General features: G+C 71.5%; 18 protein-coding genes and 1 riboswitch. Of the genes, 9 read left to right on the top strand and 9 right to left on the bottom strand.

Going from position 1 to position 23,504, the window contains the following annotated elements; all coding sequences use genetic code 11:
• Positions 1–94 precede the first annotated feature (94 nt).
• Positions 95–2,071 (bottom strand): 3-oxoacyl-[acyl-carrier-protein] synthase III C-terminal domain-containing protein, encoded by a 1,977-nt coding sequence (locus ACSDR0_RS41655; RefSeq protein ID WP_435294483.1) that lies wholly within the window; start codon positions 2,069–2,071, stop codon positions 95–97.
• A gap of 363 nt (positions 2,072–2,434) precedes the next feature.
• Here ACSDR0_RS41655 and ACSDR0_RS41650 point away from each other — a divergent pair, with 363 nt between their 5' ends.
• The gene (locus ACSDR0_RS41650; RefSeq protein WP_435294482.1) at positions 2,435–3,502 is read left to right on the top strand and encodes a fatty acid desaturase family protein; all 1,068 of its coding nucleotides are present in this window, start codon (positions 2,435–2,437) and stop codon (positions 3,500–3,502) included.
• On the opposite strand, the gene ACSDR0_RS41645 is transcribed toward ACSDR0_RS41650, so the two are convergent.
• Positions 3,460–7,281 carry an nSTAND1 domain-containing NTPase gene (locus ACSDR0_RS41645; RefSeq protein WP_435294481.1) on the bottom strand — a complete coding sequence of 1,274 codons (3,822 nt, stop codon included), beginning with the start codon at positions 7,279–7,281 and terminating at the stop codon, positions 3,460–3,462. The genes ACSDR0_RS41650 and ACSDR0_RS41645 overlap by 43 nt on opposite strands.
• Before the next feature lie 584 nt (positions 7,282–7,865).
• On the opposite strand from ACSDR0_RS41645, the gene ACSDR0_RS41640 reads away from it, so the two are divergent.
• Positions 7,866–8,294 (top strand): hypothetical protein, encoded by a 429-nt coding sequence (locus ACSDR0_RS41640; protein ID WP_435294480.1) that lies wholly within the window; start codon positions 7,866–7,868, stop codon positions 8,292–8,294.
• Positions 8,295–8,456: 162 nt separating this feature from the next.
• Positions 8,457–8,810, top strand: a complete 354-nt coding sequence (locus tag ACSDR0_RS41635) for a hypothetical protein (protein WP_435294479.1) — start codon at positions 8,457–8,459, stop codon at positions 8,808–8,810.
• A gap of 198 nt (positions 8,811–9,008) precedes the next feature.
• On the opposite strand, the gene ACSDR0_RS41630 is transcribed toward ACSDR0_RS41635, so the two are convergent.
• A complete protein-coding gene (locus ACSDR0_RS41630; protein WP_435294478.1) occupies positions 9,009–9,971 on the bottom strand; it encodes a sporulation protein in 963 nt (320 codons plus the stop codon).
• Positions 9,972–10,134: 163 nt separating this feature from the next.
• On the opposite strand from ACSDR0_RS41630, the gene ACSDR0_RS41625 reads away from it, so the two are divergent.
• Positions 10,135–11,148 carry an LLM class flavin-dependent oxidoreductase gene (locus ACSDR0_RS41625; RefSeq protein ID WP_435294477.1) on the top strand — a complete coding sequence of 338 codons (1,014 nt, stop codon included), beginning with the start codon at positions 10,135–10,137 and terminating at the stop codon, positions 11,146–11,148.
• A 129-nt stretch (positions 11,149–11,277) separates the two neighbouring features.
• Here the strand turns inward: ACSDR0_RS41625 and bluB are convergent, their stop codons facing one another.
• Together bluB and ACSDR0_RS41615 are read right to left on the bottom strand one after the other, a co-directional pair.
• Positions 11,278–11,898, bottom strand: a complete 621-nt coding sequence (gene bluB, locus ACSDR0_RS41620; RefSeq protein ID WP_435294476.1) for a 5,6-dimethylbenzimidazole synthase — start codon at positions 11,896–11,898, stop codon at positions 11,278–11,280.
• A 32-nt stretch (positions 11,899–11,930) separates the two neighbouring features.
• A riboswitch (cobalamin riboswitch) is annotated at positions 11,931–12,130 on the bottom strand.
• 117 nt (positions 12,131–12,247) lie between these two features.
• Positions 12,248–13,483, bottom strand: a complete 1,236-nt coding sequence (locus tag ACSDR0_RS41615) for an MFS transporter (RefSeq protein ID WP_435294475.1) — start codon at positions 13,481–13,483, stop codon at positions 12,248–12,250.
• 160 nt (positions 13,484–13,643) lie between these two features.
• On the opposite strand from ACSDR0_RS41615, the gene ACSDR0_RS41610 reads away from it, so the two are divergent.
• Positions 13,644–15,164, top strand: coding sequence for a PLP-dependent aminotransferase family protein (locus tag ACSDR0_RS41610; RefSeq protein ID WP_435294474.1), 1,521 nt, complete (start codon positions 13,644–13,646; stop codon positions 15,162–15,164).
• 35 nt (positions 15,165–15,199) lie between these two features.
• Here the strand turns inward: ACSDR0_RS41610 and ACSDR0_RS41605 are convergent, their stop codons facing one another.
• Complete coding sequence (locus ACSDR0_RS41605) at positions 15,200–16,105, bottom strand: AraC family transcriptional regulator (RefSeq protein ID WP_435294473.1); 906 nt, start codon at positions 16,103–16,105, stop codon at positions 15,200–15,202.
• A gap of 158 nt (positions 16,106–16,263) precedes the next feature.
• Here ACSDR0_RS41605 and ACSDR0_RS41600 point away from each other — a divergent pair, with 158 nt between their 5' ends.
• From ACSDR0_RS41600 to ACSDR0_RS41590, 3 genes are all read left to right on the top strand, one after another.
• Positions 16,264–16,578 carry a putative quinol monooxygenase gene (locus ACSDR0_RS41600; RefSeq protein ID WP_435294472.1) on the top strand — a complete coding sequence of 105 codons (315 nt, stop codon included), beginning with the start codon at positions 16,264–16,266 and terminating at the stop codon, positions 16,576–16,578.
• Between the two features lie 62 nt (positions 16,579–16,640).
• Complete coding sequence (locus ACSDR0_RS41595; protein ID WP_435294471.1) at positions 16,641–17,609, top strand: alpha/beta hydrolase; 969 nt, start codon at positions 16,641–16,643, stop codon at positions 17,607–17,609.
• Positions 17,610–17,880: 271 nt separating this feature from the next.
• Positions 17,881–18,516 carry a hypothetical protein gene (locus tag ACSDR0_RS41590; RefSeq protein ID WP_435294470.1) on the top strand — a complete coding sequence of 212 codons (636 nt, stop codon included), beginning with the start codon at positions 17,881–17,883 and terminating at the stop codon, positions 18,514–18,516.
• A 119-nt stretch (positions 18,517–18,635) separates the two neighbouring features.
• On the opposite strand, the gene ACSDR0_RS41585 is transcribed toward ACSDR0_RS41590, so the two are convergent.
• From ACSDR0_RS41585 to ACSDR0_RS41575, 3 genes are all read right to left on the bottom strand, one after another.
• Positions 18,636–19,253 carry an SRPBCC family protein gene (locus ACSDR0_RS41585; protein WP_435294469.1) on the bottom strand — a complete coding sequence of 206 codons (618 nt, stop codon included), beginning with the start codon at positions 19,251–19,253 and terminating at the stop codon, positions 18,636–18,638.
• Between the two features lie 317 nt (positions 19,254–19,570).
• Positions 19,571–20,428 carry an SGNH/GDSL hydrolase family protein gene (locus ACSDR0_RS41580; protein WP_435294468.1) on the bottom strand — a complete coding sequence of 286 codons (858 nt, stop codon included), beginning with the start codon at positions 20,426–20,428 and terminating at the stop codon, positions 19,571–19,573.
• A 264-nt stretch (positions 20,429–20,692) separates the two neighbouring features.
• On the bottom strand, positions 20,693–21,712 hold the full coding sequence (locus ACSDR0_RS41575; RefSeq protein ID WP_435294467.1) for a LacI family DNA-binding transcriptional regulator: 1,020 nt from the start codon (positions 21,710–21,712) through the stop codon (positions 20,693–20,695).
• Positions 21,713–21,900: 188 nt separating this feature from the next.
• Here ACSDR0_RS41575 and ACSDR0_RS41570 point away from each other — a divergent pair.
• Positions 21,901–23,504, top strand: a 1,604-nt coding sequence (locus tag ACSDR0_RS41570) for an Ig domain-containing protein (protein ID WP_435294466.1), incomplete at its 3' end; no start/stop codon positions are given.

Below are 23,504 nucleotides of genomic sequence, written 5' to 3'. Positions count from 1 at the left end.
CGGGCCCGCCGGAGGGGCCGGACCCGCGGGGCGTGTTCGTCTGGCTCATGGCGGATAGCACTTTCGTCGGTGTGCGCTGGGTAACGAGGCCGGGTCAGAAGCGGTAGAGCGCCGCACCGATCTGCCCCCCGCCGGCGATGCCGGTCAGCACGACCAGGTCTCCGGGCGCGGCTCCCTTCTCGTCGCGCAGGCGTCGCAGCCCGACCGGTATGGCGGAGGTGAACAGGTCGCCGCCCGGCAGCGCCACGAGGCGCTTCCCGAGCACGGGCCACCGCCTGCGCAGGCGCTCCGCCGAGGCGGGGGAGAGCGAGGGCGGGACCAGCGCGCGGATCGACTCGGGCGTCACGCTCATCTCGTCGAGCAGCTCGGCCACGACGCGGGGGAGGTGTTCGAGGCACTGCTCGTCGAGGATCGAACGGTCGTCGGATCGGATGAACGCGCGGCCGTCGCCCTGGGTGGCCCAGGCCGCGAACGAGCCGACGCGGTCGCTGAGGTGGTGTGTGTGGAAGCCCAGGAAGCCGCGGCGTCGCTCCGGGTCGGCGCGCAGGAAGAGCGCCGACCCGCACGCGGCGATACCGGGGTGGCTCGTACCCGGCTCGCGCTCCTCCACCTCCGACGCGACGACGAGGACGTTCTCCACCTCGCCGCAGCGGATCAGCGCGGACGCCACCCGGCACGCGTCGAACAGGCCGAGACCGCCATTGCCGAGGTCGAAGGCGAGCATGTCGCCGCTCGCGGTGGTCGCGCCGTCGAAGCCCAGCTCGCCGGCGGCGATGGCGGCGACGGCCGGTTCGGCGATCATGCCGCTGCGGTACAGGCCGCCGTTGATCAACATCGCGACGTCGGAGGGCCGTCGATCCGCCGCGCGCAGGCAACGGGCGCTCGCCCGCGCGATCAGCTCCAGCGTCGAGGTGGCCTCGGACGCCCCCGGGTGGGCGATGCCGAGGCCGGCCACCTCGACCGGACGGGACCAGGGGCCGCGCCCGGTCGTCCGGGGGGCGGTCCGGGTCGAGCGCGTTCCCGATGCCAGCCGGGCCGGCAGGTCGTCGAGCCGGTAGACGGCCGTGCCGACGCTGATCCCTGAGCCGGCGATGCCGAACAGGACCCGTGCGCCGGGCCGGATCCGCTCGGCCCTGACACCGTCCCGCAGCGCCAGGACGTGGGTGGTCGTCGAGGTGTTCCCCAGGTCGGCGAGGTTGTTGATGACGTTGTTCTCGTGGAGGAACGGCCCGCCGAAGACCTTGTTCATGTGCCGGCCGGCCGCCTCGATGGTCGTCGAGGACGTCTGGTGGGGGATCACGAGGTCGATGTCGCGGTAGTGGAGGCCCATCCGGCCGAGTGTCCGATGGGTGTGGGCCACGGCCTCGCGGACCATGATGACCGCGAGCGCGAGCATCTCCGTCTTCATGATCATGCCGCCGTGCGAGGCGTCGGTGGGGCCGGCGACGCACAGCGCGTGGTGCTCGCCGATGGTGCGGATCCCGATGTGCTCGAAGCCCGCCCGCTCGTCGTCGGAGCGGGTGAGCAGCACCGCCGAGCCGGCGTCGCCCAGGGTGAGGCAGGCGATGCGGGGGTCCGTGTCGCTCGTGATCTCCTTCTGCGCCGTGCGGATCAGGTCGGAGATGGACTCGCCGCACACCACGAGCGCGCTGCCGATCTGACCCGCGCGGATCATCGCGTCGGCGATCCGGATGGCGGTGAAGTTACCGGCGCAGGCGTTGACGATGTCGAAGGCCCACGCGCGCGCGCAGCCGAGCCGGTGCCGCAACTGCGCCGCGGCCGAGGGCTCGTACGAGACCCGGAGCGGGCCGTCCTTGCGGGAGATGCTGCCGTTGATCAGCAGGTCGATGTCGCCGGGCCCGAGAGAGGAGCGCTCGAAGCAGTCTCTGGCCGCCCTCTCCGCGAGGTCCACGGCGTATTCGCCCTCCGCGGCGATCCGGCGGGTGGCGATTCCGGTCAACGTCTCCAGGGGGAGTTTCAGAGGGTGCGCGCACCCCTCGACCACCTCGCGCGTCGACAGCGATCCGGCGGGCAACGCGACGCCGACGCTGTCGATGACCGAGCGGTACACGGTCAGCTCTGGGGGGCGTCGGCGTACGGACCTTCGAACGCTTCCGTTTCTTTCATGTGATTCTCGCCTCACAGTCGCGACTGAGGATTCGACGCCAGAGCACTAGAGAGGGGGAGATTAATTCCTGAGTATTGGTAAAGGTACCTTCCGGGGAATCCCGCGTCCAGGCCTGTTCGTGCTGCTCAGGATAGTACGATGAATCTTATGATGATTAATCAGGACAATGGCATTTTTGCGAAAAAAAGGAAGATAGCCCTTTTTGGGATACAAAAAGATAGATTGGAGACTGTTTCCCGATGTTTGTGCATATCCACCGATTAATGGCAAAAGTCGCGTTCCGCCGTCACCGTCAGGAGGCTGACCATGCCGATCTTCGAGCATGACGCCACGGAGCCCGAGCGGCATTCGCCGGATCGGCGGGGCGCCTCATACGCCCGGCTGTCCGCGCAGCTCCGGCAGGCGGGCCTGCTGGATCGGCGCGTCCCCTACTATGCAGGGCAGATCGTCGGCGTCCTGGCCGCGCTCGCCGCCTGCTGGACGGCCTTCGCGCTGGTCGGCGACTCCTGGTGGCAGCTCGGCGTCGCCGTGGTCATGGCCGTCGTCTTCACCCAGGCCGGTTTCCTCGTCCACGACGCCGGACACCGGCAGATCTTCGCGTCCCGGCGGGCCAACGACAGGATCGGTGTCCTGTTCGCCAATCTGGCGATCGGGCTGAGCTACCGGTGGTGGGTGCGCGAGCACAACCGTCATCACGCGCATCCCAACCAGGAGGGCAAGGACCCGGGCATCGACGTCGGCGTCCTGGCCTTCACCACCGCCCAGGCCGCCGATCGCGGCCGGCTCGCCCGGTTCGCGTACCGCTACCAGGCGTACTTCTTCTTCCCGCTGCTCCTGTTCACGGCCCTCGGCCTGCACGCGGAAAGCGCCCGCGACCTGTCGCGGGCGAAGGGAGGGGCGTGGGAGCGGGCGCTGTTCGCCGTCCACGTGGCCGGATACGTCCTCGCGCTGCTGTGGGTGCTGTCCCCGGCCAAGGCCGTGGCCTTTCTCGTCGTGCACCAGGGTCTGTTCGGCCTGTACGTGGGCGGCACCGTCGCCCCCAACCACAAGGGCATGGCGACGCTCGGCGCCGACGACCACGCCGACTTCGTCTGGCGGCAGGTGGTGACCTCACGCAACATCCGCTCGAACCGCTTCGTGGACTTCGTCTTCGGGGGCCTCAACCACCAGATCGAGCATCACCTGTTTCCCCGCATGGCCCGTCCGAACCTGCCCCGCTCCCGATCGGTCGTCCGGCGGTTCTGCGAGGAGCACGGGCTGGCGTACACGGAGACCGGTGTGCTGGACTCCTACGCCCGGACGCTGCGCCACCTCCACACCGTCGGCCGCCTTCACCGGATGGCCGAGCCGCCCCCTCGACAGGTGTCCACGTAGGGCAGCTCGGGGATGTGGACGTCCCACTCGGGACGCGACAGAGCCCCGTCCTCGGCGCAGATCGCCGCGACGGCGGCGTCCGGCGCGACGGTGATCTCCAGCAGCCTTCCGTCCGGGTGGGAGATGAGCAGCGCCGTCCCGTCGAACGCCACGGTGGCGACGAGGTCGGAGGTGAGCTCGATCCTGGAACCGACCTGCCGGTGCCCTTGCCACTCCCACAGCATGACGTCCACCTCGGAGACGGACGCGAACATGTCGCCCGGCGGGTAGGGCACGAGAGCGGAGACGGCCCTCGCGTGCGCGATCTGCGGCGGGGCGAGTCGCTCGCTCAGCCCCCCGGTCCAGAACGTCACGCGACCGGACGTGTCACCGGTCGCGGCCGCGTTCCGCGACAGGATCACCTCTCCCTGGGCGCGGGCGTCGGTCTGGTACGGCGACACCTTCCCGGTGACGAGGTCCAGCAGCGTTCCCCCGGTTCCGGGCGACCCGCGCGTATCGGTGAGGAAGGATCCCTCGCGGGCCAGCAGCCGCCGTCCGTCAGGGAGGAAGGCCACGCCCGCGGCGTCCATCCCGACGGTCCTGAGCCATGTCCGGCTCCCGACGTCCCACAGTTCGAGTTCCTCGACGTCGTCCTGGCCTTCGGAGAAGGAGCTCACCGCCACGGTCTCTCCGCCGGGGGAGAAGACCAGGTCGCGTACCCCGTCCGCCGACCGGCGCCTCACCGTGAAGTCGCCCACGCGGGCCCTCGTCGCGACGTCCCAGAACGTCACCACGGTCGACCGGGGGTGGACGAGCGCCAGCGTGCGTCCGTCGGGGCTGAACACCGGATAGTACGCCCCCGCCTCGGGAGGGGACGGATCGTCGGCCCCTTCCCCGGCCTCCGCCCCGGGAAGGGGCAGGGCGTCCGGCCGGATCGCGGCGCCGAGGGGTCTGCGGGTGGCGACGTCCCAGATCGTGACCTTCCAGCCCTCCCGCCTGCCGGTCGTCACCGCCAGGAGGCGGCCGTCGGGGCTGAAACGCCGCTCGCCGTCTCCCGGGCCGAGCATGCCCAGCGTGGTGGTGTGCGCCGAGAGGTCGTACGTCTGCACCGTCCCGAACGGGTCCGCCACCCGCAGGAGGTGCCCGTCGCGGGAGATGCGATGGAGCGGATCCAGCGTCCCAGGGGGGAGCGAGATGCTCTCCAGGAGCATGCCGTCGGACCTGCCCTCGCGCACGCTCCACAGGTTCACCTGGTTCTCGCTGTCCGTCCCGGTGAGGAAACGGCCGTCGCCGCTGAACTCCAGCCGTTCGGCGGGCGGGTACATGGACGCCTCCGTCGCCTCCTCGCCGGTCGAGACGTCGAACAGCAGGACGCCGTCCTCGTGGACGGAGACGGCGAGCAGCCGGCCGTCCGGGCTGAACGCGCCGGTGGTGGCGTTGGACGGCAACCAGGGGGCGGCGACGCGTCTGCCGCGCACGGGGTCCCACAGTTCGAGGCGACGGGCGGGCCGCGGACCACCGCCGGCCGCGGCGTCCGAGCCGGATGTCGTGACCTCCGCGGTCAGGTCCCGGGCCTGGGGAGGGATCACCAGCGCGAGCCGGTCGTCCGGACTGATGTGAACGACCTCTTCGGACAGCACCCGGACGCGCCTCTCGACGTCCCACGTCTCCGGGGCGTCCACTCGCGAGATGGTCAGGAAACGGCCACCGGGGCTGAACCGGATGTCGGGCTGGTCCGCCTCCCCCAGGGAGACGAGAGGCGAGCCGCCCGGCGCCGGGCCGTGGGCCGGCCACAGCCACACCCCGGAGAGGTCGGCCACCGCCACGGTGCGCGTGCCGGGCCTGAACGCGAGGGCCATGACCTGCCGCTCCCAGCGCACCTGGGCGACCTGCTTCTTTTCCGCGAGGTCGTGGACGCGGAGGGTGCCAGGCTCGCCCGTCCGGCCGGGAGTGTAGGACGCCAGCTCGGCCCCGTCGGCGCTGAGCGCGTAGAGCGACCCCGCGGTGCCGTACGGGTCGGTGAAGGCGTCGACCATCGGGCTCGCCGTCGAGTCGACCAGCTCTCCCCTGGCCTCGGAGACGGGGGAGATCCGCCACGCCGCGACGCTCAGCCGGCGGGCCAGCCTCGGATCGGTCAGGCGCAGGGTCGCGGCGCGTTGCGCCACCAGCCGGGCCGCCGTCTCCTCCAGCCGCCGCTGGGCGAGGTCGCCCTGCCGTACGGCGTCCACCAGCGCGGCCGCGGAGACGATCAGCAGCACGGCCAGGGCGGCCACGACGCCGGACCGCAGGCGTGAGGCACGCCGGGCACGGACCGCGCTCGCCCGCAGGAAGTCGTTCTCCAGGGGCGTGAGATCGTCGCGGTGTTCCGGCCCGGCGAGCAGCTTCTCGGCGACGGCCAGGCGCGCGCCCCGGTACAGGACGCCGGCGTCGTGGCCGTGCTCGGCCCATGCCGAGGCCGCCTGGGTCAGCTGCCGGTGCGCGCGCAGACGGTCGCGGCCCTCGTCGACCCAGCCCCGCAGCCGTGGCCACGACCCGATGAGGGCCTCGTGGGCCACCTCCACGGTGTCCTGGTGAAGCGTCAGCAGCCGGGCGCCGGCCAGTAGCTCGATGACGAGTCCCGTGTCGGCGTCTCCCAGAGGATCCAGCTCAGCGCGGGAGACCGGACGGCGGGTGTCCTCGGTCTGTTCCCCGGGGTTGATCAGCCGGAGCAGGACGCGCCTGGCGATCCCGGCCTGGGCCGGGGAGAGGCGCCCGTACAGCTCCTCGGCGGTGTGACTGATCGCCCCCTGTACCCTGCCCACGCTCTCGTAGGCGTCGAGCGTCAACATCTTGCCCCGGCGGCGGCGCCAGGTCTCGCGCAGCGCGTGCGACATCAGCGGCAGCGCGCCGGGCTCGTCGGCGACGTCGGCGATGATCGCCGCGGTCAGCGCGCGCTCGACCGTGAGACCGTCGGCCATGGCCGGCCGCACGATCGCCTCCCGCAACTCTTCCCTGGTCATGGCCCCGACCAGCAGGCCGGCCTCGCGCAGGGACCCGGCGAGCTCGCGGTGCTCGGCGCAGCGCCCGTAGAAGTCGGCCCGGACGGCTATGACCACCCGCGGCGCGCCCGCCGGGCGTCGCGCGCCGACGAGCAGGTCCACGAACTCCGCACGCTCGCGCCGGTCGCGGCAGAGCGCGAACACCTCCTCGAACTGGTCCACCACCACTACCGGTGATCCGCCGGCGGAGTCGTCGGCGGAGCCGGCGAGCAGCCGGTCGGCGTGACGCATCGGGTGGTCGCCCGGGGTGATGACCGCCACCTTCGGCGGCGGGGGCGACGACGCCCGCAGGGCCGAGACGACCCCGGCTCGCAGCAGGGAGGACTTGCCACTGCCCGACGGCCCGAAGACCGCCACGAAGCGGTGCCGCTCCAGCAGGTCCACCACTTCGCGGACCAGCCGTTCGCGCCCGAAGAAACGGGCGGCGTCCTCGGCGTCGTAGGAGGCCAGGCCCGGGTACGGCGCCACGGACCCGTCGTCGTCCCGCATCTCGCGCGCCAGCTCCGCGGTCACGTCGCGCCAGCGGGTCTCCCATTCCGCCAGGTCGCCCCCGCACGCCTCCACGTAGGCGAGGACGGTCCGCAGCGAGGGCAGACGTTCGCCGGCGGCCGCCTGGGACAGGGTGGTGACCGAATGACCCACGCGCCGTGCCATGTCCCGGTAGGTGATGCCACCGGCCTCCTGGCGAAGTTTCCGCAGTGCGTGGGCGAAGTCCGGAACAGGTCCCTCCGCGGGGTCCACCGGTCTTTCGCGACGACCCATTGTTCAGGCGCTCCACCCGCTGGACGACAAAGATCGCTAGGGAAATGAAACTACCTATGTCAAGAAATTTCTACACGAATGGCTAATCGTCGGCGTTGGTGTGACCTTCCTGACCGGTTCCCCCCGGGGGGCATCCGGCCGGCCCACCCGGGACGCGGCGTCCATCGGCCCGCCCGCCGGACGCCGCGTCCCGGGCGGGCCGATGGACGCACGCACGGGCACGCGGGCGCCGCCTTCCGGCGCGGGCGATACCCGCCGGGGCCACCGGCCACCTGCCACCTGCCGCCTGCCGCCTGCCACCGGCAGGCGGGCAGCCACCGAACCGGTGCCGCGAGACCCCCGCACCGGCAGGACGAGGCAGGAACGAGCCGCCGGACCGCCGCGACCTCGCCGGGGCCTCCCGCCCCCGAGATTTCTTTTGTTCGAGGCCCTGAACAGGGATGTCGAACAAAAATGCGCCGCATAACTTCAGGCCTCGAAGGCCGTCGGACGGCAGCGGGAGCGGTACGGACCCGCGTTCCGCCCGGCGGCGTATCGACCGGCGGCGGAGTGCCGCCGGCGAGACCCGAGGAAGGGCGACAAGCATGAACATGCGCCAAAAAGCAGGACTGGCCCTGGCCGCGAGCGCCGCGGTCATGACCTTCGCCGGTACGGCACCGGCCCAGGCGGCCCCCGTGGCGCGCTCCGCGCCCGCCGTGGTCGTGCAGACGGCATCGGGGAGCTCCGCCTTCACGACGGGAACGGTCACCCAGGAAACCGCGGGAGCGGCCGCTCAGGCGACCGCGGCGGCGGCGAAGTTCTCGTGCAGCCGGGTGAAGGGCTGGAAGCAGAAGCTGGCCTGCCACGCCGTGATGAAGGCGGGCGGCGCGTGGGTGTGGTCGAAGCTGGAGAAGGCGGCCAGGGGAGGATGGGCCCGCTACTCCGAGGCGTTCAACGCGCTCCCCAGGGTCTTCAGGGCCCTGCTGTGGAACCACAAGAGGTACTTCTACTGCCTCCTGTCGCCCTGGTGCTGACCAGGCCCCCAGGATCAACGGCCCCCGGATCCGCATGGCGTGCCGTTTCCCCGTGCCGTCCGCCCGGACGGCACGGGGCCCCCGCGACCACCTCCGCGGATCGTCGTCCCGCGTTTCGAACACCATTCCCGTAGAGAGAGCCGACACCAGGAGACAGTCCCCATGCTCAGCACGCTGAAAATTTCCACCGCCGTCGTCGTCGCCTCGGCGGCCCTCGCCCTGGCGCCCGCGGGCGCGGCCGGCGCGGCATCGGCGACGACCACCGCCACCGCCGTCACCGCGGCGGGGGCGGCGTCCGCGTCGGCCGGCACCGCTCCGGCCTGCGTCAAGCGCCAACTGATCATCCGGCAGGGAGTCGCGCTGACGAACAAGTGCGGCAGGACGATGAGGGTGAAGGTGCTCGTCAAGCGAGGCAAGGACAGCTGGTGCTTCACCATGAAGAACAACCAGAGGAGGTTCTGGGCGTTCGTCCCGCAGGCCGCGTTCGCGAAGTACGAGAGGACCGTCACCTGCTGAAAGCGGCTCCCGCCGGGCGGGGGCCCGGCGGGACCCCGGAAGAAGGCGGCCGCGCGGGTCTCGCGGCCCCCGGGCTTTGAGGAACGAGCCGGAGGCCTGCCGTTCGCCCGGCCGAGACGACGGCCCGCCCCGCGGTTTCGCGGGACGGGCCGTCATCGTTTCGGGGTGCGCGGGCTCATCGGGCGAGTCCCGGCACGGTCACTCCTCCTCTTCCCCCTCGTCCTCGAAGATCTCGTCGACGACCTCGGCGGCCACGAGGCCACCGGCCACACCGGCCGCGACGCCGCCCCAGCCGGGGCCGCGCTCGTGATGGCCGTGGTGGGAGCCGTGGTGACCGTCGTGCCGGGCGTACGGGTCGTGGCCGCCGTACTGGAAACCGCCGCCGTGGGAGCGCTGGGAGAGCGCGGCCAGCCAGCCGTTGATCTCCGAGGCCCAGTCGCGGTGCGCCGCCTCCTGGTGGCCGGCCTGCCAGCGGCCGAAGGCGTCGCCCCCGGAGCCGTGGCCGCCGGAGCGCTTGTCGGCCTCCACCACGATGTCCAGGCCCGTGGGAGTGGCGACGAAGGTCAGCTCGATCTCGTTGATCCGCCCGGCGTAGGCGGGCGGCGGGTAGAACTCGATCTCCTGGTAGAACGGCAGCTGCTGGCCGAGGCCGTAGATGTGGCCGTGCTCCAGGTCGGCACCCTTGAAGTGGAAGCCGAGTCGTACGAAGGCGTCCAGCACGGCCTGCTGGGAGGCCAGCGGCTCGATCTCGACCGGGTCCATGTCGCCCTTGTCGACGGCCGCGGCGATCGCCAGCTCGGTGCGCACCCCCATGGCCATGCCGCGCAGGTGCTGTCCGGCGACCTCGGTGACCGGAGTCTCCCACGGCACCGGGAACTGGAACGGCACGACCTTGTCCTCGCCGCCGCGCAGCCGGAACGCTCCGGAGACCTGCGTGCGGAAGAACTCCAGCAGGCCGACCTGCTCACCCTCGCCGTGCTCGGATTCCGTCCTGGCGACCAGCCCGAGGGCGATGTACTGGATGTCGGCGTCGAAGTCACCGCCCTTCACGCGTACCTCGCCGCGCAGCGACTCGCCGGGCCGCGCCCGCGGGGTGGCCAGGACGGTGTCCACCGAAGGGGCTCCGACCCCGAAGGCTCCCAGCATCCGTTTGAAGATCACGGTTTCCTCTCCTCGTTCACGTGCGTGTTGTGGCCGCACGTCAAACGATCACTGTGGGGGCGCGGTTCCCCCCGGAGCGGACCGGTGGGTAAAAACTGTTCCTCACCCGGTTCTTCGAGCGGGTCCCCCGAATCCGCGGCCGCCGATCCGTACATGAGAGATCATGAGCCGGGTGCGGATCGGAATCTTCCTGGTCGCGGCCGGTTTCCCCGGCAGGCCGCAGGGACGGGTGCTGCGTGACTGCGTGGAGGCGATCGCGGTCGCGGAGGAGGCGGGGTTCGACGACGCGTGGATCGCCGAGCACCACTTCATGTCGTACGGGGTCTGCCCGTCGGCGGCCACGCTGGCGGCCGTGGCGCTCGGACGTACGCGGACGATCGGGGTCGGGACGGCCGTGAGCGTGCTGTCCACCCAGCACCCGGTGGCGCTGGCCGAGCAGGCGGCGATGTTGCACCACCTGTCCGGCGGGCGTTTCACGCTGGGGGTCGGCAGGGGCGGGCCCTGGGTGGACCTGGAGGTGTTCGGCACCGGCCTGGAGAGGTTCGAGCGCGGCTTCGCCGAGTCTCTCGACCTGCTGTGCCGGGCCCTGGAACAGCGCACGGTGTCGGCCGAGGGGGAGTTCTTCCGTTTCCGCGAGGTCGCGATGGTACCGGCGGCGTCGATGCGGCCCGTCGTGGCGTGCACCTCGCCGGAAACGACGCGGCTGGCGGCCGCGCGGGGGCTGCCGATGCTGCTCGGCATGCACGTGGACGACGCGGGCAAGGCCGCGATGCTCGCCGGTTACGACGCGGCGCGCCCACCCGCGCCGGGAGCCGCTCCGCCGGGCGCGGCCCGCCACGTGGCCGCCGTCGTCGGATACGTGGCCGACTCGACGAGGGCGGCCGTGCGGGAGCTGAAAGCCGCCATGCCCCGCTGGCTGGAGCCCGGCCTGGACGGGTACGTGCCGGTGGACGGCCGGCGGCGGCCGGTACGGGACGTGGGGGAGTACGTCGACTTCCTGACCGGCGTCCATCCGGTGGGTGACGCCGACCACTGCGTGGAGACGATCAGGCGCACCCGCGAGGCGACCGGGCTCGAACACCTGATCCTCATGGTCGAGGGTGCGGGCGAGCACGCCCGCACCCTGGAGAACATCCGCCGGCTGGGCGCCGAGGTGCTGCCGAGACTCGGCGGCTGACGACTCCGGTGCCGGAACACCGCCCGCGGAGAGACTCGGCCTCCTCCGCGTCACCGCCGTGAGTCCCCGCGCCGTGACCCGCCGGACCGGGGTCGGCGGGCCCGGCATCTCAACGGAACGCGGCGAACCTCACCAGCGGTCGTGGTGGACGGCGTCTCGCAGAGGGCGCCGGTGGCGCCAGCCGTGCCGTTCGAGGTCGGGTGTGGTCTCGAGGTGGGTCACCGGTCCGAGGCACAACCAGGCGAGAGGGCGGACTCCGGCCGGGATGGCGAGGAGGTCGCCGAGGAAGGGCTCGCGGTAGAACGACACCCAGCCGACGCCGAGGTTCTCGGCGGTGGCGGCCAGCCAGAGGTTCTGGATGGCCAGGCACACCGAGTACAGGCCCGCGTCGGCGATGGCGTGACGGCCGAGGACGGCGGGGCCGCCCCGGTCCGGGTCGTAGGTGACCACGATCGATAGCGTCGACTCCAGCACTCCGTCGATCTTGATTCGGGCGAATCGCCGCGCGGCGGAGGCGTCGAGGGTCGCGGCGAAGACCTCCCGCTCGTGATGGACGTGGTCGTGGAACGCCTCGCGGATGGCGGTGTCGCGCACGAGGACGAAGTCCCACGGCTGGGAGAGCCCCACGCTGGGGGCGGCGTGGGCCGCCGACAGGATCCGGTGCAGGACCTCGTCGGGGACGGGCTCGCCGGTGAACTGCGCGCGTACGTCGCGGCGGCGGTGGATGACGTCGTAAATCCGGTGGTCCATGGGCAGGCTCCCGCTGTGTACATGCCCCGTGCCGGGGCCGTGGACGCGAGGCCGGTCTTCGGACTTCCGGATCGACGCTTGACCACCCGCCTTCCCAGTCCTTTCGGACCAGTGGCCGCGCGTACGCGCATGGGTGGTGGCTTCCCGGTCACCGCGGCGGGCCCGTGCCGGAATCACACCGGCTTCCCGATTCTCCCCGCCGGGGCGGGGCACCTCACAACAGTTCGCCGTTCCGTACGGTAACGGATTTCCGCGCTCGCCATGGCATCGGGGAGTGGGGGAGACCCGCGTCCGGCCCCCCTTGCCCCGCACCGCGGTGCGGGGCAAGGGGGCCTGCTGTCCTCGCCCGTTACCCTGCCATCTCCTTGGCGGCCGGTTCCGCCCGCCGGGTCCGCTGGGCCCAGCGCACGGCCGGTCCGGTGGCGAGGCCGGACAGCAGGAACAGGCCGCCGAGCGCCAGCCAGCCCGGGGTGCCCCAGGTGAGGATCAGCGTCGTGAGCAGTAGTGGGCCGAGCATCCTGGCGACCGCCGCTCCGGATCCGAAGAATCCCTGGTACTGGCCCTGCTTGTCGGCCGGGGCGAGGTCGAACCCGATCTCCCAGGCGCCGGAGGCGTGCGCCATCTCGCCGAACACCTGCAGGCAGGCCGCGAGGAGCAGGATGAGCGCGGCCGCCCACGCCGAGGACCAGGTCGACGACAGGGCGAACACCGCGCACGCGGCGAGCAGCACCACACCCGCCCGCCGCACGGTCCGGGAGGCGGTCTCCAGGTCCGTGACCCGCCGGGCCACCCGTACCTGGAAGAGCACGACGCCCAGGGTGTTGAGGATCAGCAGGGCGGAGACCGTCCAGCTCGGGGCCTCGGTCCGCTGGACGATCCACAGGGGGATGACCAGGCTGAGCAGCGGCATGTTCAGCAGCGTGATCATGTTGAGGAAGGAGAGCAGCGCGTACGGCCTGTCCCTGAGCACCGCCAGGGCCGGTTCGCCCGCGGGCGCGGGCGCCGTGGGCGGCACCGGGGGAAGGCGGAGCAGGATCAGGGCGGAGAGCAGGAAACTCAGCGCGTCCATCGCGAGGACCGTCAGGTAGGCCGCACGGGTGTCGAGGTGCAGCGCCGCCCCGCCGAGCGCGGCGCCGACCGCCAGCCCGGCGTTGACCGTCGCCTGCAGGTGGGCCCGGATCCGGGTCCGCTGCGCCCTGTCCACCAGCCCGGCGAGCAGCGCCTGCCTGGCGGCGGCGAGACCGCACTGCGAGGTCGCGTACAGGCAGGCGATCACGACGAACGCGGGGAAGGAACGGACGAACAGGAACGAGCCGACCGAGGCGGCCGTGGCGACGGCCAGCAGGACCGCCGTGCCGCGAGCTCCCCGGCGGTCGGCGAGGTGGCCGAGCGGGACCCCCGCCACGAAGCCGACGGCCCAGCCGAGTGTCAGCGCGAAGCCGACCTGGGTCGGCGAGAGTCCCACGATCCGGGTGAAGTAGAGCGCCGAGCACACGTAGTACGCGCCGTCCCCGATGGAGTTGGCCAGCTGCGCGAGGGCCAGGACCCTGGGCGGCCCGGAGGGAGGTGTGATCCGGCTGAACATGGGGCTCCTTCTCTGGCCGGGCGCTCGCGACGTGCCCGGGTGATGTTCCGGCCGGTGAGAGCCTGACACGATCTTTACGGGGGTAACTTTATTGAGCTGATTGACCCCATATAAGATCCAATATGGGGCCAAATCGCTGGGCCAATGTGGGGAGGGCCGGATGGACTTCCATGTGAGCCTCACCGGGCGCGGCGACCTGTCCGCCCGCATCTACCGGCAGCTCCTGGACGCCGTCCTCGACGGCCGCCTGCGCCCGGGAGAGCGCCTGCCCCCGACCCGCGAGCTGGCGCGGCGGCTCGACGTGTCGCGCAACACCGTGGCCCTCGCCTACGAGCGGCTGGCCGCCGAGGGCGTTCTCGTCGGCCAGGCCGGGGCGGGTACCTTCGTGTGCGCCGAGCCCCTCGCCCGTGCCCGCCCCAGGAACGCGCCCGCGGGCGGCGTGCGGCCCCGCCGCCTCTGGCGCTCCCCGGCTCCCCCGTGGACCGAACCGGAGGGGGAGCCGGTCTACGACTTCAGGGTGGGCGTTCCCGACGTGCGGCTGTTCCCGTTCGAAACGTGGCGCAGGCTCGTCGCCCGCGAGCTGCGCCCGGCGTCGGCGCGCTCCGCGGGCTACGGAGATTTCTCCGGGCACGCGGGACTGCGGGAGGCCGTCGCCCGCCACGTCGGCGTCTCCCGCTCGGTGCGGGCGAGCGCCGATGACGTGCTCGTCACGCACGGAGCCCAGCAGGCGCTCGACCTGATCGGCCGCGTCATGATCGACCCCGGCTGCCAGGTGGCCGTCGAGGAGCCGGGCTACCCTCCGGCCAGGCTGCTGTTCGAGTCTCTGGGGGCGCGGGTCGTCGGCGTCCCCGTCGACGGGGAGGGCCTGGACGTGGCCGCCCTTCCCGACTCCGCCCGCCTCGTCTACGTCACGCCGTCACACCAGTTCCCGCTGGGCATGCCGATGTCGCTCGGCCGCCGCGCCGCGCTGCTCGAATGGGCCGGGCGGCGTGGCGCCGTGGTGATCGAGGATGACTACGACAGCGAGTTCCGCTTCGAGGATCGCCCGCTCGAACCGCTCCAGAGCCTCGACCGCAGCGGTCACGTCATCTATGTCGGCTCCTTCTCCAAGACGATGCTGCCGATGCTGCGAGTGGGCTTCCTGGTCGCCCCCGCCTCGCTCCAGCCCGCCCTCCGCGCCGCCAAGCGGCTCACCGACTGGGGCGGCGAGTTCTCCACCCAGGCGGCCCTGGCCGGTTTCATCGACGAGGGCCTGCTCGGGCGGCACGTCCGCAAGGCGACGCGCGAGTACGCGGCCCGCCACGAGCGGATCCTCACCATCCTCCGGCGCGACTTCCGCGACTGGCTGGAACCGGTCCCCTCCGCCGCCGGCCTGCACCTCTGCGCCTACCTGACCCCGGACGCCGGGGTCGACACGGCCCAGGTGACGGCGTACGCGCGGGAGGCGGGCATCGCGGTGCAGGACCTCGCCTCCTACTACGGCGAGGCCCCGGCGCGGCCGGGGCTGGTGCTCGGGTACGGCGCGATCCCCCCGGAGAGGATCGAGGCGGGCCTGAGGCTGCTCGCGAAGGGCTTTCGCGCGAGCCGGCGGCCACCACGGAACGCCGCGGCAGTGAGGGAGCCCGCGAACGGCGACCCGGGCGAACACTCCCCACGCGGGCCTCGCGCGGGCCTCGCGTGAGCGCTCGTCCCGGGGAACATGGAGCGTGACCGTCGTCACACCAGGGCGGGTGCGGTGCCGGGCGCCGAGCCGCGCAGGCGGGCGGCGTCCTGGCTGGGAGGTGCGCCGAACTGGCGGCGGTACTCGCGGCTGAACTGTGACGGGCTGTCGTAGCCGACGCTGTGGCTGACGCCGGTGACGTCGTTGGGACGGGTGGCGAGCAGGAGCCGGGCCTCCTGCAGCCGGATCTGCTTCTGGAACTGGATGGGGCTCATCGCGGTGACCGCCTGGAAGTTGCGGTAGAAGGCGGACACGCTCATGCCGGACAGCTGCGCCACGTCCTCGACGCGGAAGGACCGCGCGTAGTGGTCGCGGATCCACTGGACCGCCCGGGCGATGTGGGTGAGGCTGCTGTCGGCGAGGCCGAGCTGGCGTACGACGGCGCCCTGCTCGCCGGTGATGAGCCGCCACAGGATCTCCCGCTTGATCAGCGGTGCGAGCACCGCCATGTCGCGTGGCCGGTCGAGCAGGCGCAGCAGCCTGACCACCGCGTCGACGAGCGCGTCGGGCGCGTCGCTGACCGCCATGCCGGACGGCGTGCCGCCGCCGACGGGTGGGAGGTCTCCGGGGGCCGCCTGCAGCAACAGCTCGGCGACGGTGGCCGGGTGCAGGATCAGGCCGAAGCCCATCGCCGGCCGCTCGGGGGCGGCCTCGGTGAAGTGGCCGGTGATCGGCATGTCGACCGAGGCGAGGAGATACTGCCCGGCGCGGTACTCGTACACGCGGTCGCCCAGCGCGATCCGTTTCGCGCCCTGCGCGATGAGGGCCAGCACCGTGCCCGACATCGACGGCGAGGGCGGCGTCGGCTGCTCGACCTTCGAGACCAGGACACCGTCGATGGCGGTGCTCATGTCGGGCCGGGCATGGCGAGCGAGCAGGGCGCGCAGCTCATCAAGGTCCATGGCCCGATTGAAGCACAGACACGATAATCCCCACAATGAGAGGAACAGGCAAGAGGTCGGGAGCATCGTTCTATCGTTTCAGCAGGTCAGGGTGTTTATATGGGCTGGTCGAGATCCCCGGAGAACGCGACGGCTCCACAATCGGAGGGATTACCCCCATGAGCGTCAACCACGGTTTCCACGCCACCATGACCGCGAAGCCGGGAAAGGGTGACGAGCTGGTCGAGTTCCTGCTCGACGCGCCGTCCCTGTCGAACGAGGACTGCGTCGTCTTCCTGGTCGGCCGCTCGGCCGGCGACCGGGACATCGTCCATGTCACCGAAGGCTGGACCAGCCAGGAGGCCCACGGCAGGTTCTTCGCGACCGAGCAGGCGCGGGCACTGGTCGCGAAACTCCAGCCGCTGCTCGCCGGCGAGTCCGACTACACCGACGAGGTGCCGGTCGGCGGCAAGGCCGCCTTCGGAGAGCACTGATCACCACACCGATCACCTGATCACCTGATCACCCGGCATTACCCCTATGAAAGGAACCTCCCGTGACTCCGGCGCGACCCGACATCGACCCCCAGCTGCAGGCACTGCTCGCGGAGATGCCGCTCATGCCCCAGCTCAGCCCCGAGGTGGTCGCGCAGCTGCGCCGGCTCCCGTCGACGCCGGTGGAAACCTTCCTGGAAGGTCGCACGGTCGACCGGCGCGAGGTCACCGTTCCCGGCCCGGACGGCGCGCGGATCCCGCTGTCGATCCTCAGCCCCGCCGGGGCCGATCGCGCCACGGCGGCACCGTGCGTCTACTGGATCCACGGCGGCGGCATGATCATGGGAGATCGCTTCTCGAACATCGACATCCCCCTGGAGTGGCTCGACCTGCTCGGTGCCGTCGTGATCTCCGTGGACTACCGGCTGGCGCCGGAGGCCACCGGCACGACCCTGGTCGAGGACTGTTACCACGCCCTGCTCTGGATCGCCGAGCACGCCGACGAGCTGGGCGTCGATCCCGCCCGCGTCATCGTCGCGGGAGTCAGCGCGGGCGGAGGCCTCGCCGCCGGAGTCGCGCTGATGGCACGCGACCGCGGCGCCCCGGCGATCGCCGCCCAGATGCTGATCTGCCCCATGCTCGACCACCGCAACATCACCACCTCCAGCCGGCAGTACTCCGGCGGGCCCGGTGTCTGGACCCGCGAGATGAACGAGTTCGGATGGCAGGCGGTTCTCGGCGACCACGCCGGCCGGGACGTGTCCTGCTACGTCTCACCCGCGGTGGCCGACGACCTCTCGGGCCTGCCGGCCACCTACATCGACGCCGGCACGGCCGAGGTCTTCCGTGACGAGGACGTCGACTACGCCACCAGGATCTGGGCGGCCGGCGGCCAGGCGGAACTCCACATCTGGGCGGGAGGATTCCACGGATTCGACGCGCTGTACCCGCAGGCGCGCGTCTCGGCCGCGGCGCGCCGGACGCGCAACGACTGGCTCGCCCGGCTCCTGAGCCCGGACTCCCACACGTAGGCGCCGCCCTGCCCCGGGTGTCTCGGGAACCCGTTCCTCGCCGGCGACGCCGTGACACCCGCACCTGTCAATTCGTGAGGCCTCCGGGGGCGTCGAACGACTTCTCCGTGGCCTTCGGCGACCGCGGCGGGCTTTGGGGTGATCAAGAGGCCTGCCCGACGCATGTGCGGTATGAAGGTATTCGTACCGACGATCGGCGACCCGGCCCGCCCGTCCGGCGCAGGTCCTTGTGAAGATCGTGGTGAGATGCGTGCGCACAGTGAGAACACGGATGCTGGTTTGGGCGACACTGCTCGCGACCGCGGCGGCGTGCGGCCTGGAACGGCCGGCCCCGCGGGCGATCAGTGCCTCGCCCGCGCAGGAGCGCACCCCCACGCCAGGCCCCGCCCTTGAGAGCCCCAGGGCGCCCGCGGATACTCCCGGGCGTTCCGACGAACCGCGCGGGAGCGACATGGGCCCTGGTCACGGCTCGTTCGAAGAGACGGTCACGCTCGCGGACGGACGCCGGGTGGCGATGCATTACAAACGCGGCCAGGGGCTCTTCGAGCAGCACCACATCCCGCACGCCGGCGGGTGGACCAGGCCACGCCTGATCTACCGCACCAAGACCGATCCCTGCCAGGGCATCAAGCTCCAGGCCGACAGCGGCACGGTCACGGCGATCGCGGACTTCGGCCTCTACTGCGCGGACGGCGAGCCGCCCACGGAGTCCGTCGCGGCGGTGGGGGTGGGGGATCTACGCGAATGGGATCACCACCTCACCAGGAACTTCGACGGCTGGGAGCGCGTCACGTTCACCGGCGGCGGGAGGGCCACCTTCGTCAACAGGTCCCTGAAGTGGCACACCACGCTCGTATGGACCCCGAGCGGCGGCTTCTCGGACCCGGTGAACAAGCGCGTCGGCTGAAAAGCCGTCCCGGTGGTCCTGTGCGGCGCCATGCACACATGTCGTGCGACACCGGCGGCTTCGAGGTCCTGCCGCCGACGCCTCCGGCCCGGCGGCCGCGCCGAGCCCGGCACCCCGGGTCAGGACGGCTCCTCTTCGGGGGCGTAGAACGCGGTGGTGTTGGCGACGGCGACGGCGACCTGGTCAGGCGGGCCGCCGGCGGCCTCGTAGGCCCGGCCCCACGCCTGGCTGCCGGCCGTGATGAAGCGCCGGCCCTCGTCGGTCTGGTGGAAGGTGTTCTCGTCGACCTTGGGCGCGCCCGACAGGTGCAGGACGAGGCCCAGGAGGGCGAGGTCCCAGCCCACGCCGACGGCGCCGGGGCCGTAGCCGGACCACATGTCCGGCGGCACGTCGGCGGTGTGGCTCAGCTCGAACAGGGTGCCGCCGTCCTCGCTCGACAGGCGCACCTCGACCTCGGAGAAGCCGGGGTCCTCGCCGTACAGCCAGCTGACCCTCAGCAGGCGGGGTGGCTCGCAGCGCAGGATCTCGCCGCCCGCGTTACCCTCGATCTGGTACGTGCCTCCCGGTCGCAGGTCCCCGGTGACGGGCAGGAACCAGCGGCTCAGCCGCTCGGCGTTCGTGCAGGCGTCCCACACGTCCTCGAAATCCGCGTCGTAGTGCCGCCGCAGTGTCATGACCTTGCGCTCGCCGTCGAGTAGTTCGCGATGCGCCCGGTTGATCTCGTCGACGATGTCCATCAGCTGTCTTTCTTCCCGTCTGTCATGTCGCGGTCGCCGAAGGCGATCTACGGGAGAGTCCGTGGCGGCCTTCCCGGACGTTGAGCCGGGTGCATCATACGGTGGCGGCCGGTGCCGGGGATGTGCGGCGGCGGGCGCGGGGTCTTGAAGATGCGCCGGGGCGTCCGGCGCGTCGCCCATGGCCGGGCCGATGACCGTCGCGAGGGCGCGTCGGGTGCGGTTGGCCCTGGCCGGGCGGGGTCGCCGGGCCAGGGCCCGTCACGCGGGCGGCGCCGGATCCGGTCGCCGCTCTCCTGCCTGTCGCCGGGCGAGGCCGGCTACAGGGCGGCAACCGCCGGCAGACCGGGCTGGCTGACCTGGTAGGTCACTTCGGCGAGGACCCGCTGCCCGCTGGTGCTGGGGTGGAAGTAGTCCCAGGTGCTGAGCTGCCCGAGCGTGAAGGGGTAGGCGAAGACGGCGTCGCCGTCGTACCTGCAGGTGGTGTACTCCGCGCAGACCCGGGCGAGTACGCCGTTGAAGTCGACGACCCGTTGCCTGACCCGGTCACGGCGTGCCTCGTCCTCGGCGGCGGTCGAGCGGGGGGCGTCCAGCATCGACTGGCAGATGTTGAAGGCGTCCCAGGCCGCGCGCGCCGAGGAGCTGTCCTTGCCGACGAACCACAGGCGCTTGAGGTCGGGGATGCTGGCGACGAACACCGACGCCTGCGGGATCCCGGCCGCCAGTTCCTGCATCGCGGCCCGGAAGCGGCCCTCGAAGTCGGCCACCGAGGTCATCGACGACTCCGAGGAGGCGCACGCGTCGTTGGCGCCCATGAGGATCGTCACGTAGTCGACGCCCTGGGAAACCGCGGTCCTCGCCTGCCCGGCGAGATCGGCGATCTTCGCGCCCGACCGGGCGTCGTTGTAGGCGGTGAGATCGGGGTTCTGCGTCCTGATCCGGTTGCGGTGGCTGTTGACCGAGGTGCTCGATCCCGTCGACCACGACCGGCTGGTGCAGTCGGCGAACCAGCCGCAGGCGTTGAACCCGCGGGTGATCGAGTCGCCCAGCCCGGCCATGGAGCCGGGCGGCGCGACGGTGGCCGGGGCCGCCGAGGCCGCCGAGGTCGCGGGGACCACGGCCCAGCCGAGGGCGGCGGCGAGGACGAGGGCGATGTGGAGGGCATGGCGTTTCGACAAGGTACCTACCTCTGCCAGGGGGGTGTGCCGGATGCTGATCGTGCATCGGGCCAAGCCCGCCGTACATAGGGGGAAACAGAAGACTTACGCCCCGGTCAAGTCGGCAGTCAGGGGGAGCGGCGGCCGGGTTTTCCGGCGGCCAGGCCCGGTGTCCCCTCGGCGCGGCCGTGGACCGGGCGGGACCTGAGGTCAGGGGCGGTCAGGGGCGTCAGGGGCCTCAGGGACACTGCGCCCGCGGCGCGGCGAACGGCAGTCGGCGAACGGTCAGGTGGGGTTGGCCCGGGAGGACTCGCGCAGCACGAGGCCGCACGGCACGGTCAGCACGCCGCTCGGCCGGGGAGCGCCGGCGATGGCGCCAAGCAGGTGCTCGGCGGCGACCCGCCCGATCTCGCCCAGGTTCATGTCGACCGTGGTCAGCGGCGGCCTGCAGCCCGTCGCCATCGGCTCCCAGTTGTCGAAACCCACCAGTGCCACGTCGTCGGGGACGCGCCGCCCGCGCTCCCTGAGGGTCTCGCAGACCCCGCGGGCGATCTGATCGCTGCCGCAGAAGATCGCGTCGATCTCGGGATGCGCCCTCAGCAGGATGTCGGCGCCCTGGCGGCCCCACTCCTCGCTCCACTCGCCGAACAGAGGCTCGCCCGCCGACCGCAGCCCGGCCCGCGCCAGCTCGCTCGTCATGCCCTCCGCCCTGCGCCTGGCCGCCTCGAACCGCTGCGGACCCGTCACGTGACCGATGCGCGAGCGGCCCGTGGCCAGGAGGTGCCGCGCGACCAGCGCCCCGCCGCCGAGGTCGTCGGGGATGACGGAGAAGTCGGAGTCGTTGGTCGACCGGGTCATGGCGTACACGACGGGTACGGGCAGGTCGGTGCCGATGCTGGGGCGAGGTTCGGTGCGGCGGCCGGTGACGATGATCCCCTCGACGCGGCGGGCCAGCAGCCGCTCGACGTAGTGCCGCTCGCGGATCGGGTCGTCGCGCGTGTCGCACATGAAGACGGAGATCTGGCCCGCGCCCAGCGCGTCCTCCGCGCCGAGCATGACCGGGATGCTGAACCTGCCGAAGCTGTCGCACGACACCAGGCCCACGGTGTACGTGCGCCCGACCAGCAGCCCCCGCGCCATCGTGTTGGGCCGGAAGCCGAGCTCCTCCGCCACGGCCGCCACCCGGGCCCGGGTCTCCTCGCGTAGCTTGCCGCGTCCGTTGAGCGCTTTGGAGGCCGTGCCGATCGACACGCCCGCGGCCGCGGCCACCTCACGGATCGTGACAGCTGCCACCTGTTCGGACAAGCCTTTTCCTCTCAGCGGTTCGGCGGACAGAGCCCCGGGCAAGCGCTTTCTCGGTCGGCCCTCGACTCTTGACTCTCCGCTCATATTAGATCTACCTTCCAGAGGGAAAACCTATTCCTTTTGTTTCCTTCAGGTGGCACGGGGGAGCGCGCGATGCCCCCCACAGGTATTAGGAACCGGAGCCCGCCATGAAACGAACGCTCCTCTCGTCAGCCCTGCTCTCCGCCCTGCTCTCCTCCGTACTGGTCGGCGTGCCGGCCGCGCACGCCGCTCCCACCGCCCAGGTCGTCGACATGTTCGGCAGGACCGTCAACGACTACGGCGTCAAGCTGGTCGACTGGGAGGGATACCTCGCCAACCCCTACGTCGAGCTCACCGTCCGCCCTCCGCAGGACGTGCCGTTTCCGGTCACGATCGACCTCAAGGCCGAGGGCACCTCCCGGCTGATGATGGACCTGCCCAGCCAGCTCACCGCCACCGGCGCGACCAAGAGCCTGACGTTCGCCAACGCCTCCGAGCAGAAGACCTTCAAACTGGCGATCCACTCCAAACGGGGTCCGGGCGCCGACGAGCAGCACACGCTGAGGCTCACCACCAGGGCCGCGAACAACACGACCTACCAGCAGACCATGCCCATCCGGGTCCAGCAGGACCAGAAGACCCAGCTGGAACCGACGATCCCGATCAACTTCGACTACCGCTACGACACGATCACCGGCTACTTCTCCGGCCAGCCCTTCAGGACCGCGGCCGAGGAGGCGGTCAAGGACTGGTTCAGGTTCTTCGACCTGCAGCCCTTCGACACGGTGGCCGCCGGGGCCGAGAACAACCACCTGCCGGGTAACGACTGGCAGAACACCATCTCCGTCACGAACAACGCGGCCTACAACGGCATGTGGGTGTACTTCCGCGGCATCCAGACCCCCTACTCCACCGGCTATCCGGCCGCCAACGGCAAGTACCACGCCAGGAACGGGCAGCAACTGCCCGGCCCGATCCACCGCTCGACCGCGATGATCTTCGAGTACGACGAGGCGGGCAAGCAGCTCTTCACCTCCCTGGCCGACGAGGACTGGTACAGGACCGAGATCCAGGGGTCGGTGCTCGACGTGCACGGCCTGGTCATGCACGAGTACGGCCACGCCGTCGCCTTCCACAGCGACTGGGCGGGGATGCGGAACTACGTCAACACCTCGGGGGCGAACGACCAGGACGTCATCGACTACATGGGGCACACGGTCCCGCTGGACAGCAGCTACCACATCCCGGGAACGCAGGCGAACTGGGACCGGCTCAGCGGGCAGAGCGGCGGCTGGACGCACCTGTTCCCGACGCGCCGCTGGATGCTGACCAAGCTCGCCCTGCTGGTCGCGGAGAACGCCGGCTGGAAGGTGAACCGCAACCTCACGCCGTTCCTCAAGCCCTCCATCGTCACCACCACCCTGCCCCAGGTCACCGCGGGCCAGCCCTACCAGCAGACGCTGGCCGCCAGGGGCGGCGTCCCGTTCTACGACTGGCGGGTCACCGGCGGCGCGCTGCCCGCCGGGCTCAGCCTCGACAGGTTCACCGGAACGATCAGCGGGACCAGCACGGCGGCCGCGGGCACGTACTCCGCCACCGTGGAGCTGCGCGACTACGACAGGCTCAGCACCCCGGTGACCAGGACCTTCCAGATCACCGTCGGCGGCACCGCGCCGGCCAACCTGGCACGGAACGCGACCGCGTCGGCGTCCTACACCTCCGCCTGGGAGAGCGTCGCGGCGGTCAACGACGGGATCGACCCGCCCTCCTC

It is taken from the genome of Streptosporangium sp. G11 (assembly GCF_051192615.1).
Lineage (GTDB): Bacteria > Actinomycetota > Actinomycetes > Streptosporangiales > Streptosporangiaceae > Streptosporangium.
The sequence above is the reverse complement of the archived record's forward strand: the minus strand, read 5'-3'. Positions and strand labels throughout refer to the sequence as shown.